The organism is Rhodococcus sp. 320_ES, assembly GCF_059691855.1.
The window spans coordinates 107,414-122,182 of sequence record NZ_JCAWAG010000006.1 but is presented as its reverse complement, the minus strand read 5'-3'; the positions used below and the strand labels follow the sequence as shown (position 1 = coordinate 122,182).

9 protein-coding genes are annotated in these 14,769 nt (G+C 67.6%); 3 read left to right on the top strand and 6 right to left on the bottom strand.

The window, feature by feature from the left end:
- Positions 1-54: 54 nt before the first annotated feature.
- From secA2 to abmR, 4 genes are all read right to left on the bottom strand, one after another.
- Positions 55-2,289 (bottom strand): accessory Sec system translocase SecA2, encoded by a 2,235-nt coding sequence (gene secA2, locus AC59JP_RS21105; RefSeq protein WP_497327788.1) that lies wholly within the window; start codon positions 2,287-2,289, stop codon positions 55-57.
- Complete coding sequence (locus tag AC59JP_RS21100) at positions 2,282-3,079, bottom strand: alpha/beta fold hydrolase (protein WP_497327787.1); 798 nt, start codon at positions 3,077-3,079, stop codon at positions 2,282-2,284. Before AC59JP_RS21100 ends, secA2 begins: the two co-directional genes overlap by 8 nt.
- 7 nt (positions 3,080-3,086) lie before the next feature.
- Positions 3,087-4,682 carry an ABC-F family ATP-binding cassette domain-containing protein gene (locus AC59JP_RS21095; RefSeq protein ID WP_497327786.1) on the bottom strand — a complete coding sequence of 532 codons (1,596 nt, stop codon included), beginning with the start codon at positions 4,680-4,682 and terminating at the stop codon, positions 3,087-3,089.
- A gap of 137 nt (positions 4,683-4,819) precedes the next feature.
- On the bottom strand, positions 4,820-5,497 hold the full coding sequence (gene abmR, locus AC59JP_RS21090) for an ATP-binding transcription factor AbmR (RefSeq protein WP_497327785.1): 678 nt from the start codon (positions 5,495-5,497) through the stop codon (positions 4,820-4,822).
- An 85-nt stretch (positions 5,498-5,582) separates the two neighbouring features.
- Here abmR and AC59JP_RS21085 point away from each other — a divergent pair, with 85 nt between their 5' ends.
- From AC59JP_RS21085 to AC59JP_RS21075, 3 genes are all read left to right on the top strand, one after another.
- Positions 5,583-7,433: a penicillin-binding transpeptidase domain-containing protein gene (locus AC59JP_RS21085; protein WP_497327784.1), complete on the top strand. Its 1,851-nt coding sequence runs from the start codon at positions 5,583-5,585 to the stop codon at positions 7,431-7,433.
- Between the two features lie 97 nt (positions 7,434-7,530).
- The gene (locus AC59JP_RS21080; RefSeq protein ID WP_497327783.1) at positions 7,531-9,216 is read left to right on the top strand and encodes a penicillin-binding protein 2; all 1,686 of its coding nucleotides are present in this window, start codon (positions 7,531-7,533) and stop codon (positions 9,214-9,216) included.
- 13 nt (positions 9,217-9,229) lie between these two features.
- The gene (locus AC59JP_RS21075) at positions 9,230-9,967 is read left to right on the top strand and encodes a sulfite exporter TauE/SafE family protein (RefSeq protein WP_497327782.1); all 738 of its coding nucleotides are present in this window, start codon (positions 9,230-9,232) and stop codon (positions 9,965-9,967) included.
- On the opposite strand, the gene AC59JP_RS21070 is transcribed toward AC59JP_RS21075, so the two are convergent.
- Both AC59JP_RS21070 and AC59JP_RS21065 read right to left on the bottom strand, forming a co-directional pair.
- Entirely contained in the window at positions 9,891-11,366 is a 1,476-nt protein-coding gene (locus tag AC59JP_RS21070; protein ID WP_497327781.1) for an FAD-binding oxidoreductase, read from the bottom strand. The genes AC59JP_RS21075 and AC59JP_RS21070 overlap by 77 nt on opposite strands.
- A gap of 27 nt (positions 11,367-11,393) precedes the next feature.
- Positions 11,394-14,762: an ATP-binding protein gene (locus AC59JP_RS21065; RefSeq protein ID WP_497327780.1), complete on the bottom strand. Its 3,369-nt coding sequence runs from the start codon at positions 14,760-14,762 to the stop codon at positions 11,394-11,396.
- Positions 14,763-14,769 lie beyond the last annotated feature (7 nt).

The following is a 14,769-nucleotide window of genomic DNA, read 5'->3' as shown; positions in this document are numbered from 1 at the left end:
CGGGTGCGGCAACGTGAATCGAATCCGTTGCCGCACCCGATCAGAGCACCAGAACTACAGGCGAAATGCGCTCCCGCTGTTCTCGAACGGGTTGTCGTGCACCATGTAGGTCCACGTCGAGGACGGCCGCCGAACACCCGCGCCGACGAGATCCAGTCCGTCCTCCGTCACCGCCGCCGTCAGGAACACCTGGTCGGACTTCTCGAGTGCCCGTGCCTCCAGAGTGCGGAACGCGTCGATCGCAATCCGGTGGTACTCGTCGAGGGGATTCTCGCGGCCCAGTGCTCGCAGGTGGATCGACTCGCGGACGTCGGCGAGGTAGGCCAGGTAGTCCGACCACGCACTGTCCAGATTGTGCAGAACGATCTGTCGCGCAACGCGTTCGAGCGTCGGCAGCTCGAACGTCTCCTGCAGTTCCTCGGCACGCTCGGTGTTTCTCCCGGACAGCAGAACCCACGCTTCGTCCGTCGTGAGCAGGGAGTGGCGACGCGCGTCGACGATCGACCGGTGTTGCGCGGTGAGCTGGTTGTATCTCCACGTCAGCGAGTGGGCCGACAGCATTTCCCCCTCGGCGATCCGCTGCGCGTGATCGATTCGCTTTGCTGCAGCGGATGATTCGATGTAGCCGTCGTCGTTGGACGTGCCGGGGCGGTCGCCGGGGGGGAGATGGGACCGCACCAGGCGGTCGTCCCAACTGGCGAAGAAGACCGAGCGCCCCGGATCACCCTGTCGCCCTGCGCGTCCGCGCAACTGGTTGTCGAGACGCTCGGTGACGTAGCGCTCGGTACCGACCACCAGGAGTCCGCCGAGGTCGGCCACACCGTCACCGAGCCGGATGTCGGTTCCGCGGCCGGCGATCTGCGTCGAGACGGTCACCGCGCCGAGTTGACCTGCGCGGGCGACGATCTCCGCTTCCTCCGCGTCGTTCTTGGCGTTGAGTACCACCGCGGGAACGCCTCGGTCGACGAGCCGCTGCGCCAATGCTTCCGACTCCGCGACGTCGTGGGTTCCGATGAGAACCGGCTGTCCGGTCTCGTGGACCTCCACGATCTCGTCGACCAGCGCCGCGTTCTTTTCTTCGGCGGTCGTGTACACCCGATCTGCCTCGTCCACACGGATGTTCGGCTCGTTGGGCTCGATCACCGACACGCCGAGGTCGTAGAACTTGCGCAACTGCTCGCCGGCGGCCAGTGCAGTTCCCGTCATGCCGCACACCGTGGCGTAGCGGCCGATCAGCGCCTGCACGGTGATCGTGTCCAACACTTCTCCGGTTTCGGTGCGCGACAAGCCTTCCTTGGCCTCGACCGCCGCCTGGAGACCGTCCGGCCAGCGCTGCAACTCCGCCACCCGGCCCCGAGATGCGTTGACCAGCTGCACCTGTCCGCCGCGGACGATGTAGTCGACGTCCTTGCGCACGAGAACCAACGCGTGCAGGGCGACGTTGATCTGCACCAGCGTGGTGGCGACGTGTTCTTCCGAATACAGATCGATGTCGCCGAGCTTCTTCTCGAGCGCCTCCGCGCCCTCGTCGGTGAGGAAGACGTTGCGCTTCTCCGGGTCCGTGTCGTAGTGGACACCGGCTTCGAGGTCGCTGATGGCGTCGAACACCTCGGCCGTCGGCACGTCCGAGCTCGACGAACCGGCCAGAATCAGAGGCACCAGCGCCTCGTCGACGAGCACGGAATCGGCTTCGTCGACGATCGCGACGTCGGGAGTCGGGGACACCAGGTCGGCCACGTCGAACACGAGGTGATCGCGCAGGACGTCGAATCCGATCTCGTTGATCGAGGCGTACGTGACGTCGCAGTCGTAGGCGGCTCGACGCTGATCCGCCGTCGACGAGGCGTCGATCCACCCGACGGTGAGGCCCAACGCGGTGTAGAAGGGTTCCATCCACTCGGCGTCGCGCCGCGCCAGGAAGTCGTTGACGGAGATGACGTGCACGTCACGACCCCGCAGAACGTATCCGGCGGCGGCGATCGCACCGGCCAGCGTCTTGCCCTCACCCGTCGCCATTTCCACGACGTCGCCCTCGAGGAGACGGACCGCGCCGACGAGCTGGGTGTCGAACGGCCGGAGCTCGAGCGACGCGTCGGCGGTGTGGCGAGCCAGAGCCAGGAACTTGGGCAGATCGCGCAACGCGTCGCCGCGCAGTTCGGCCGCCGCGGCGCTCGGGTCGGCGTCCTCGGCCCAGGCGTCGTGCGCGCCGGACCGGGCCACCGCGTCGCGGGTGCGTGCGTGTCCCTTCGCCACCGATCGGCCGAGAATTTTCCAGAAGCGATCAGCCATGCGTCGACAGTAGAGCGGCCTTCACCAAGTTCACCGCCTCGGGTGCCGCAACGGTGGTGCTGTGGTCGTACCCGCGAATCACGTGCAGGGCGGCGCCCGGTATCAGTGCTGCCGCGCGGCGAGTGTCGTCGATGCGATCGACGTCCTCCGAGCCCACGAACATCGTCGTGGGAACGGACATCGAGGTCAGCGCCTCGTCCGGCAACCCGGGGTCGGCGTCGGACGCTCGGAAGTACGCGGCCAGGGCCAACGCGTCGTTCCGCATGAACGCCGCGCGAGTCCCGGAGTCGACCGGAAAGATGCGGCGCGTGCTCCACTCCTCGATGAACGCCTCCATACCGCGCTCTTCGAGCACGTCGGCACTGTTCGGAAAGAACAGGCCGTCGAGTGCGCCCTTCTGCGGCGCCGCGCTGGCCCCGCCCGCGATCAGGGAGCGCATGCGGTGCGGCGCACGCGCCGCGAGATGCAGTCCGGTTCGACCGCCGAACGAGTAGCCGACGTAGTCGACCGTCTCGGTCTCGGTCGCATCGAGCACCGCGAGGAGGTCGCCGGTGATCAGGTCCATCGAATACGCGGCGCTCTCGCGCGGCTTGTCGCTTCGTCCGTGCCCGCGCTGATCGACGAGTATCAGGCGGTGGCTGTCCCGGAGCGCGCGAACGTATCCGAACGTGCGCCAGATCTGGTGACTGAGCAGGCTGCCGTGGACGAGGAGAACGGGTGGGCCCGTGTCGGCGCCCGTCGACGTGAAAAAGATGCGGGTGCCGTCGACGGGGTTGGTTGCGAAGTCCACTCCTGCATTATTGCGGACTGTCGACGATCCCCGATTCGGTCAGCGACCAGCGTCGGGTGATACCGAGTTCCTCCAGAAAGGACTCGTCGTGGCTGACCACGACCATGGATCCGCGAAACGACGACAGTGCCTCTGTCACGTGGTCGATGCTGCTGACGTCCAGGCTGTTCGTCGGTTCGTCGAGCAGCAGCAGTCGAGGTGCCGGGTCCGACAACAGGACCGTCGCGAGCGCCGCCCGCAATCGCTCACCACCGGAGAGGGTGCCGGCCGGCGCGTCGGCGGCGTTGCCGCGGAACAGGAATCGCGCGAGGTGCGCTCGGAGATCGGTGACAGGGACGTGCGGCGCACCGGCAGCAACGTTGTCGATCACCGATGCGCTCTCGTCGAGAGTCGTCACGTTCTGGCGCAGGTACGCCCACGGAACGAGCGGTGTCAGCGCGTCGAGCAAGGTCGTCTTTCCGACGCCGTTGTCACCGACCAGTGCGATGCGTTCCGGCCCGTCGATCGTGAGATGTGTTGTGCCGTAGCCGGACAGGAGTGTCACCTCCTGGTCGACGACGCGTTGCCCCGGTCGGACCTCGGTGTTCGGCAGGTCGATCCGAATCGTTTTCTCGTCCCGAATCGAATCTTCGGCGGCGGTGAGTTTCGCTCGCGCATCGTCCAGATGGCCCTCGTGTTCGATGCGCAGCTTGCCCGCCGATTGCTGGGCGGCACGTTTTCGTGCGCCCATCACTATCTTCGGTTCCCGCTTGTTCTCGTTCATCTTTCGCCCGTACCGTGCGCGTCGGGCGAGCTTGATCTGGGTGTCTACCAGCTCGGCGCTCTGCTTGTTCACCTCGTTCTTCGCGTCTCGCAGCGCCGACCTCGCGGCCTCCTGCTCGGCGTCGACGGTGTCGGTGTAGAACGTCCAGTTGCCACCGAACTCCCGCAGCTCGACCGATGACCCTCGTACGGAACGCAATTCGACCGTCGTGTCGACGGTGTCCAGGAGACCGCGGTCGTGACCGACCACGATCGCGGCCCCGGAGAAGGCGTCCAGTGCCGCCTCGAGCACGCCCCGTGCGCGGGCGTCAAGATTGTTGGTCGGCTCGTCGAGCAGCAACACGGCCGGGTCGCCCAGCAGGCGGGCGGCAAGGCTCAGCAAGGTGAGCTCGCCGCCCGAGAGCGTCCCCACCGTCCGGTCGAGTTGGTCTGGGCGAGTGGCGATTCGATGCAATCCGAGGCGCCCCAGCAGCGCGATCGCCCGTTCGTCGATGTCCCAGTATCCGTCGACCAGGTCGAAGTCGATGTCGGATGCCGAGCCGGACTCGATGCGTCGCAACGCCGTTCGAATGCCGGCGATACCCAGGACCGACGCGACGGTGTCGGTCGGCGACGCAGTCAGGTTCTGTGGGAGATAGCCGACGGAGCCGTCGACGGTGATCGATCCGGAGTCGGGGTCGAGTTCGCCGGCGATGAGCTTCAGTAGCGTCGACTTGCCGGTTCCGTTGTTGGCGACGAGACCGATTCTGCCCGTACCGAATACGACGTTCAGGCGATCGAAGAGTCGCCGTCCGTCGGGGAATGTGAAGGACAGATCGGAGATGACAACCGAGGATGACATGGAGTACCTGCTCGAGGGTGTGAGGGGTCCGGAGCGCAAGTGCGCACGCGGGGCTCGGGATTCACCTCGACAGGATCATGTACCTATCGTAGAACGAATGGGCAAGCAGTGTCGAGCGATTTGATGCTCGCGAGGGGTCAGATCGTCGGGCCTTTGCTGCGCAGGTCGTCCACCTTGGACATCGCGTCGCGCAACTCGCTCAGCCATTCCTCGGTGTGCTCTCCGACGAGGCGCACGGCCCACGACAGAGCGTCGGCACGCGAGCGGGCCACGCCGGCGTCGACGAGGGTGTCGAGCACCTTGCGCTCGGGCTGACGCAGGCGCGTCATCACCGGCACCGCGAGATGGGTGAAGAGGGTGGTGTTTCCGTCTATCGTGACACCCCAGGCAACCTTGCGGCCGTAGCGCGCCTCGGCTTCGTCGGCGATCCGCATGCGGTCGTCGCGCGTGGTTTCACGGAAGCGGGCGATACGGCCCTCGAGGGCGGCGTCACTGTCGGCTTCGGGCTTCGGCAGGTCACCGACGACCACGATTTCTTCTCGGTCGACCTCGATGGTCGGTGATCCGTCGTACCACTCGCTGGGGAGGCGTCCGACGAACCACTCGGCTGCGTCGGCGGCGTCGGGAACGTCGGCCTGTTGCCATCCGCCCGGCCGGCCGAACTTGCGTCCGCCGGGTCCGCCGCGTCCGCGGCCTCGACCGTGGCCTTCGGGGCCGCGTCCGTTGGGTGTGCGGGCCCAGCCCGGGTGTTCTCTGTTCTGTTCGGCGCCGTCGAAGCGCCCTCGGCCGTGGCCGGGTCCATGTTCGTGTCTCATGGATTTTCCTTTCGATGTCCTGTTGCCAGATGCAACAGTGATTACATGATTACACAATTACGTTGATGCCGGCAAGGTGTGGGGCATGATCGTCCTCGTGCGTACGTCTCTCACTGCCCTTCTCGTTGCGACCGCGTTGGTGGCCTCCGCCTGTGGCGACAGCGCTCCACCCCAGCCGCGCACCGTGGCCGACGCCTTCGCCGCCGCGTTGAGCAGTGGAGATGTGGCAGCAGCCGCGGCCGAGACATCGGACCCTGCCGGAGCGAGCACCGTCCTCACCCAGCTCTACGACGGGCTGCGCGGTGGCGGGACGGTGGACGCGACCCCCACCTTCACCGTCACGACGGCGGACGAGGACGCGAAGTCGTTCACGATGTCGGGGTCGTGGTCCTTCACACCGCCGGCGGGCAGCACTACTCCGAGCGCAACTCCGACGACCACTGCGACCACCACGCCCCAGGCGTCTCCCGCCGAGCGCATCTGGAGCTACTCGACGTCCGGTACCGCCGCCGAGACCGACCAGGGATGGAAGATCGACTGGGACCCGGCGGCCGTGGTTCCGGGTCTCACGAACGGCTCGACGGTCCGCTACACCCCGACGTCCGCGGAGAACGCGCCGCGCGTTCTCGACGCCAACGGCGCCGAACTCATGTCGCGCCAGGTCGTGACCCTGGTGAACATCGACGCCACAGCCGACCCGTCCGCGGTCGCCGCCCTCGTCTCTCCTGTCGCGTCGACGGTGACCGCCCGGTCGCTCGCCGCCGACCTGGCCGCGTCGACCACCGGGGCCACGACCGCGGTGACGTTGCGACAGTCCGACCTCGACCCGATCCGGGACCGACTCGCGGCCCTGCCCGGAGTGACGCTGGCGCCGCAGACGCGGTTGCTCACCACCGACCGCGCCGTCGCGTCACCCGCCCTGAACGGCGTCGCCGACCTCTGGCAGGACGCCGAAACGGCCGGCGCCGGATGGGCGGTACAACTCGTCGGTCCCGATGGAACGGTGACACGGCAACTGGCCGGTCAGGATCCCGTCGTCGGCCCCGACATCACCACCACACTCGACACGTCGCTGCAGCTCAAAGCGGAGAATGCGCTGGCGTCCCTGCCGAACCAGTCGGCCATCGTCGCCATTCGGCCGTCGACCGGCGGTGTGGTCGCCGTCGCGCAGAACGCCGCGGCGGACGCGCAGGGGCCGATCGCGCTCACCGGCCTGTACCCACCGGGATCGACGTTCAAGACGGTGACCACCTCGGCTGCTCTGCAGGCCGGGACCGCGAACCCCGACACCGTCCTTCCCTGCCCGGGCACGGACAACATCGAGGGGCGACAGATACCGAACGACGACAACTTCGACCTGGGATCGGTGCCGCTGCACACCGCGTTCGCGCGGTCGTGCAACACCACGATGGCCCGCCTCGCGGTGGCGCTGCCCGCCGACGCGCTGCAGAAGGCGGCGCTGCAGTTCGGGCTGGGCGTCGACTACGTGACACCTGGTCTGACCACGGTCACGGGCAGCGTCCCGCCCGCAGCGACACCGGCGGAGCGCGTCGAGTCGGGAATCGGCCAGGGAGCCGTCACCGCGACACCGTTCGGCATGGCGATGGTGGCCGCGTCGATCGCGCGCGGCTCGACACCGCTGCCGATGATCGTCCAAGGTCGGCCCGCGACCGCCGATCAGACGCCTGCCCCCGCGCCGACGCAGGTCACCGACCAGCTGAAAACCATGATGCGCGAGACGATCACCGACGGAACCGCGACCGTGCTGCGGGACATCCCCGGTCTCGTCGGCAAGACCGGAACTGCCGAAGTAGCGAACGCCCCTGCTCACGGGTGGTTCGTCGGGATTCAAGGCGATCTGGCGTTTGCGGTTTTCGTGGCGGGTGCGGATTCGTCGGGGCCGGCGCTGACGGCGGCGGGGGCGTTCCTGCGGTAGGCGAGGCGCCCCAGGGGGGTGGGCCGAGGCCCAATCGTGATCCTTACGTGTGCTCACCGTGCTCTGTTACAGAAGTTACTCGAGTGACAATTGATGCATGTTCTCCGTTCTGCCTGCGCCGGTGTCCTCGCGCACCCCGCTCCCGCTCCGGCGACGCTCGATCCGCCCCCGCTACGTCATCGCCCTCCTCGCCGCGTTCGCGGTGATGGCGGCCATGGCGACGGCGATCGTGAGCAAGCCGCGCAGTGAAGCGGCGATCATGGTGGAGAACTTCACCCACGCACTCGACGAGCGCAACGTGGCCGCGGCCGCTGCGCTCACGTCCTACCCCAACGCCGCGGCCCAAACGATCACCCAGATGTTCGACGGTCTGGGTCCCGCCGGCACGTCCTCGACCCGCATGTCGCAGTACATCGGGCTCGACGAGACGTCCGGCTTCTTCACCCTCGACACCACGTGGACGTTCGGCGAACCTCGCGGCGCGGACACGAGGCAATGGCACTTCACGACCCAGGGCAGCACCCGCAAGCTCGCGGTCGGATGGAAGATTTCGTGGGCGCCGGAAATTCTGGCTCCCGACCTCGGGAACGGCCGCACGGTGGCGTACACCCGTACCGATGCCCCCGCACCCAAGGTGCTCGACGCCTCGGGCGAGCCGATGATGACCGAACAGGCCATCGCACGAGTGGATCTCGATCCCGCGAAGATGCCCGACCCGGCGTCGACGACGCAGCAATTGGCCGACGTGATCGACGTGGTGGCCCCGCTCATCACATCCGAGACCATGCTGGCCGATCTCGCTGCGGCACAGGGTAAATCGATCACGGCGGTGACCCTGCGCGCCGACGACTACGCCGTACTCGAAGACGACCTGCGGGCCATCCCCGGTGTCGCGCTCTACACCGAACCTCGCTTGATCGCCGGCGACCGCCGACTGAACTCCCCGCTGCTCGACTCGCTGCGCTCCGTGTGGCAGCAGAGCCGGGACGACACCGCGGGCTGGGCCGTCGACGTCGCGAGTCCGGACGGAACCTCCTCTCGCAAAGCCGGTTTCCAGGGACCCGGAGCGCCGGACATCGCGTCGACCGTCGACTCCGGAGTGCAACTGGCGGCGGAGACAGCGGTGGTGAGCGTCGGCACTCCGGCGTCGATCGTCGTCATGAAGCCGTCGACGGGCGCCGTCGTCGCAGTCGCGCAGAACAGTTACGCCAACGAGCTCGGTACGCCGGCGCTGAACCACCTGTATCCGGCCGGCACGGTGTCGGAGTTGGTCGACGCCGCGGCGACGATGCAGGGCAGCGACTTCTCCACTGCGGCTCGGCAATTCGGCCTCGGCACGTCCTACTCACTGCCCGGCGCCGACGTGGTGACCGCGAGCCTGCCCGACGGCCGCACACGCAGCGATCAATTCCGTTCCGCCAGTTCGTCGAAGCAGGACGCCATGGCGGTGACGCCGTTCGGTCTCGCGGAGATGGCTGCGGCCATCTCGCGCGGCAGCGCACCGGCGCCGATGATCGTGGGCGGTCGCCCGGCATCGGTCTCCAGCGACGGCGGACCCGTCGACCCTGCAGTGCTCGCCCGGGTGCGATCGTCGATGACGCCGCTGGCCGGACACCCCGACGTGCGCGGACTCGACGGCGGCAACGCCGACGACGACCGCTGGTACGTCGCCACCAAGGGAGACCTCGCGATCTCGGTCCTGGTGGAGAACGCGGGCGACGCCGACCAAGCGGTGCGCATGACCGACCTGCTGCTGCAGGAGATGGCCTCACCGAGCGAGTGAGTACTGTTCTCGGGTGACCGTTTTCGACTTCGCCCTGCTCGTCGCAGCAGGATTCGGAGCCGGGGTGGTCGGTTTCGTGACCGGATTGGCGTCGATCGTGTCCTACCCCGCCCTCCTGGCGGTCGGACTGTCGCCTGTCTCGGCCAACGTCACCAACACGGTCGCCCTGGTTGCCGTCGGTGCGGGATCGGTGACCAATTCCCACGCCGAGCTGGCGAAGGGCGGCCGGTCCCTGATTGCGCAGAGCGCGTTCGCGGCGCTCGGCGGAACCGTCGGAGCGGTGGTGCTGCTCGTCGCGCCGGAGGACTCGTTCGAGGCCATCGTCCCCGTTCTCGTGGTTCTGGCCGCGGTGGCGATGCTGATGCAGCCTCGGTTGCGGGCGCTCGCTGCGCAGCGCAAGTTTCCGAGGCTGTATCCGTTCGGCATTTTCGTCACGTCGATCTACGGCGGCTACTTCGGTGCGGGCGCCGGCGTCATCATCATGGCCTTGATCATGATCTGCACGTCCGAATCCATCTGGCGCGCATCGATTCTGAAGAGCTACCTGCTGGGGCTTGCCAACCTCGTCGCGGCCGTGCTGTTCGCTGTCCTCGGGCCGGTGCACTGGCTCGCCGCGCTGGCGATGGCGCTCGGGTGCTTCGCAGGCGGGTGGCTCGGCCCGCCGATCGTGAAGGTCATTCCGCCGAACCTTCTCCGTATCGCGGTTGCGCTGTGTGCCTTCGGATTGGCGATCTGGCTGTGGGTGTCGTGACCGGCGTCGTCACCGGTGTGATGTCCCGCCTGGCGACCGGCCCGACGCGCAACACACCCGCTGGATCGTGCTCCTCGGCGAGAGCGCTCAGCCAGTGCAGAGTGTCCTCGTCGTAGTTCTGCGCGATGCGAACCGGATCGGCGCCGGCCCCGAAGTTGGGGAGCGAACGTCCAGTGGACCACGGGGCCATCGCCTCCGCGAGGCGGGCGGCATGGTCCAGGGGCTGTGTGCCTCCCTGCCCCGGCACGCCGACCATGAACATCGTGTACGCCGCATCGCGTAAGGAAAACGCGCTGCGGTGACGTTGCTCTCGCGAGAGTGCGCCTCCGAGCAAGCGGAGTTCCACGAGGGTCTGGGGCGAACCGGATTCAGGCCCCGCTACTGCCAACAACTCGTCGAGGGCGGCGTGGGTCAAATCCTTCATCGAGCAGCCGAACTCATGGCTCGGCATGGGATCGACCGGATCGGCGTGCACCGCACCAATCGCCGCGTAGGGCAGCACCCCAACGGTGTCGACGACGGGTGTAGCGACCGCCCTTATCGGTTCCAGGAGTGTCTGCGCGTCGCTCGGGCTCGCCACACTCGCGAACCGGATGGACACCGTGAAGCGCCCGGCCAAGGGCGGGGGGACCTGCGGAAGCGGCGGCAGCTGCAGCAAGGCCATCGAGGTGGAACTGTGCTCGGGCAGATCGGCGCACATGTCCAGCCAGGCGTGGGCGACGGCGGCTGCATCGGAGCCGTCGAAATACAGTGCACCGCCGTAGAAGTGCGAGAGCTGCATCAGGTCGATCTCGACGGCGGTGACGATTCCCAGAGTGGATTTTCCGCCGCGCAGTCCCCAGAAGAGTTCTGCGTGCTGGTCGGGTGTGACACGCAGGATGTCGCCCTCTCCGGTGACCAGTTCGAAGGCTCGGACGTGATCCGAGGACATGCCGACGGTGCGCACCAGGGGTCCGATACCGGCACCCGTGAGGAACCCGGCCACCCCGACAGTCGTGGACGATCCGCACAGCGGAGCCAGGCCGTGCGGCGCGGCCGCGTCCACGACGTCCTGCCAGATCACGCCCGCTCCGAGCCGGGCCGTTCGGGTCTCCGGGTCGACGACGCAGTTGTTCAGTCGTCCGGTGTGGACGAACAGTACGTCGCCCTCGATCGGGACCGCGCCGTGTCCGGTGCGGCCGACGGCCACTCGGAGGCCGCTGCGGGCCGCGTATCGAACGGTGGTGACCACATCTCGTGCGTCGTTCACCGCGATCACGGCGAGCGGCTGCACAGGAACCGAGACGTTCCAGGGCATCGCGAGTTCGTAGCCCGGCTCACCGGGTAACGCGAGCGAGCCGGTCAGTTCGCTGCGGAGCGAGTCCGGATCGGCGTGGATCGTGTGGGAGTGAGCAGTCATGTCGGGGTCCGTTTCTCGTCGAGTTCGTCAACGAGAACGACAATCGCCCACCGCACTTGGAACATTCTTGAACTCGTCGGAGTCGCCCGCTTGGCCCAGCTGGTCACGCAGCATCCGGCACCGACGCAAGGTCGGACGGCCCGAGGTCCGGGTGGCGAGCGCCTCGGCTCGGTCGAGCAGCTCGATGGCGCGGTCTCTGCGGCCCAGCAAGGCGTGTAATCGGGCCGATGCTTCTGCGACCGACCCGATGGATCCGACATGACCGACCGTGGCGATACGGTCGGTGAAGGGCTCCAGAAGGTTCACGAATTGTTCGGCGAACTCGACCAGGGCGAGATCGGCGACGACGCGGGCCAGGAGGGTCGTGTGGCCCAGTGTCGTCCATGTCGCCGGCCGCGGCTCCGCCAGCCAACGCGTGATCGATTGTGCAGCTTCGGCTTTCCGGCCGTTGGCTGCGTCGATGGCGATGCTCCACGACTGCGGTTCGACGATCCCCGGTTCGAAATCCGCCAGATTGCCGCACTCCCACTCCAGGCAGTTGGTCGCCAGCCCGGCGCTGCCCGCGGTGTACAACTCGGTCTGCAGGTGGATCTGTCGGGCGGTGTCGTACTGGCGACGACACTCGTCGAAGTCTCCGTGCCACGCCGCCAATGTGGCTTCCATCCAGCGCAATTGGACGCGGAGAACCGGCAGTCGCAGTAGTTCGCATCCGGTGATTCCGCGTCGAAGGTGCTCGGTGGCCTTATCCACGTCGCCCAGGTTCATCTCGGTCATGCTCGCCACCGCGTGTGCGATGACGTTGTCGAAAGGGGAGTGGCGGTGGGGGAGTGCGAACAACTCGCGGATCAGCTCCTGCGACTCCTCACTGCGATGCGCCACTCCGGAGAACAGCAAGATCCTCGCCACGAGCGCGTCGGCCACGACCTCGGAATCGCCTGTCGCCGATGCTATGTCGACTGCGCGGCGGCTCAGCTCGTCGGGAACGGACGGGTCGGAGTGATAGCAGAATCCCACCGCCGTCGCCCCCAACAGGCGTGCGTGAGCGGCGGCGTCGGTCGCGACGAACTGTTCCATACCCGCGAGTCGGCCGAGAAGCGGGGCGGGGTCGCTTCCGTAGGACACCCACGGCCAAGCGCCGGCGGCGCGAAGGAGGGCGGCCGCCAACCGTCCGACCGTCGAGGTCCGGCCCTCGCGGACGGCGTCGAGCAGACACTCGTCGACGACGTCGAGGACGGTCTGACCGCGGCCGGCCCGGGCGAGGGCTTCGACGCGTGCGACCAGGAGGTCGTCGCGCACGTCCGGCGCCTGTTCCGAAGCGGGAAGAAGATCGAACGCTTGGACCGCACCCTCCCACCATCGTGCGGCTGTTTCCGAACTCCACCGCTCGGTTGCTTCTCGCGCAGCATCGGTGCACGCCGCGAGTGCGCTTCGAGGATCGACGATCGGGAGCGCAGCCATCAGATGCTGGGCGCGTTTGCTCGCTCGGTCGGGATCGTGCGAATCGATCAGCGCCTGCGCCACCGACGCGTGGATGCGTTGCCTGCGCAGCGCCGGAGTTGCCTCGAGCACAGCATCTCTCATCAAGCCGTGGGCGAAGGCGCAGCCGCCGCCCGCCGGGTCGGCCACGATGATGTGTTCGTCGGCGGCGTCGTCGAGGTAGTCGACCAGAGTGTCCACGGTCAGCCCCGTCGCCGACGCGAGCAGGCCGACGTCGAGAGCGTCCCCGATCACCGCGGCAACCCGAAGTATCTGCAGCACAGCCGGTTCCACGGCCTGGAGGCGGCGATCGAGGACCGACCGCACGGCGGAGGGAATTTCCCCGCCCTGTCGATCCTCGCGGGGGAGACGCGCGTATTCGGAGACGAAGAGTGGGTTTCCGCCGGTGCGTTCGGCGAGCAGGCGAGTTTCGTCGCCGCCGAGGTCCTCGCCGGCAACGACCCGCGCCAAGGTGTCGACCTCCGATGGGCCGAGAGGGGAGACCGTGAGGTGCCGATTACCGGCGGTGCGCAGCACGGTTTCCACCAGTTTCCGCACGTCCGGTCCGGTCTCGTTCTCACGTAACGTCAGGATGAACCACACGGGGTGTCGATGCAGCGCCGCGACGACATGCATCAGGCACCGCAGAGAGGTCGCGTCGGCCCATTGAACATCGTCGACGACGAAGGTCGTCACACCCGATCCCGCCAGCGACCCGGCGCTCGTCACCGAGTCCTCGATGGCGGCGGTCACCCGCTCGTAGACGACGAACCTCGCCTCGTCCGGTTCCACCCGAGCAGGCGGGACGAGGATGCCGTCGGCGTCGACACCCAACTGGCGTAACAGTTGTCGAATCGGCCACCACGCTGGGGCGCCGTCGTCCTCGAGGCATCGCGCCCAGATCGGGCGGCCACCGGCAGCCAGGGTGTGGCGGTCGCATTCCTCGGCGAGGCGCGTTTTTCCGATTCCGGCGGGACCGGTCAGGACGAGCCAGCGACTCGCGCCCCCTCGAACCTGCTCGAACATTCCGGCAATCAGTTCCGACTCCGCAGTCCGTCCGATCAGCGTCGACTCCGGCTCCATCGCGGGGACGTCAGGCTTCCCCGGAGACGCCGGAATGGTCAGTTGCTCGGCCCCCGTCCATCCCGGTTGCCGAGGCCACGCGGCCAGACCCGGATCGTGACGCAGAATTGCGGTGTGCAGGGTTGCCAGTTCGGTCCCGACATCGAGCCCGAGTTCTTCGTCCAACCGCGACGCGTGATCGCGGAACACCTGTAGTGCCTCGGTGGAGCGACCGGCGCGGTGCAGCGCCAGCATGCGAAGCCAGCAGGTGCGGTCCCGCAGCGGGTACTCGTGGCACAACGCTGCTGCCTCGACCAGAGCAGGTGCGAGTCGGCCCGTCGCCAAGAGAGCCGTGATGCGGGTTTCGCGGCATTCAGTGCGCACTTCCTCGAATGCCGACGCCTCCACCGCGACCCAGTGCTCGTCGCGGAGGTCCTCGAGAAACGGCCCGCGCACCCTGGCCAGCGCACGATCGGCGACGGTCAGCGCGTGCTCCCATTGCCGTTCCTGAACCCGACGCCGCGCCGATTCCGCATCTTCGAAGAATGCGGCGCGGTCGATCTCGTGCTCGTCGATGTCGAGTACGTAGCCCGGTGGCCGCCGGACTATGACCGGCGCTGCGGCGGGATCGTCGCGAAGTGCCCGCCGGAGATTCGAGATGTAGGCCTGCAGACTCGCCATTGCGCTCGACGGCGCGTTTCCCTGCCACAGAACATCGACGAGCCGATCGGTCGACACCACGCGTCCGCTGTCGGCCAGCAATGCAGCGAGCACGGTCCGTTGCTTACGTGGGCCGAGATCGATCGGGCGGCCGTCGGGGCGTGTCACCTCCAGAGGCCCGAGCAATCGGTAGATCATGCGCGAG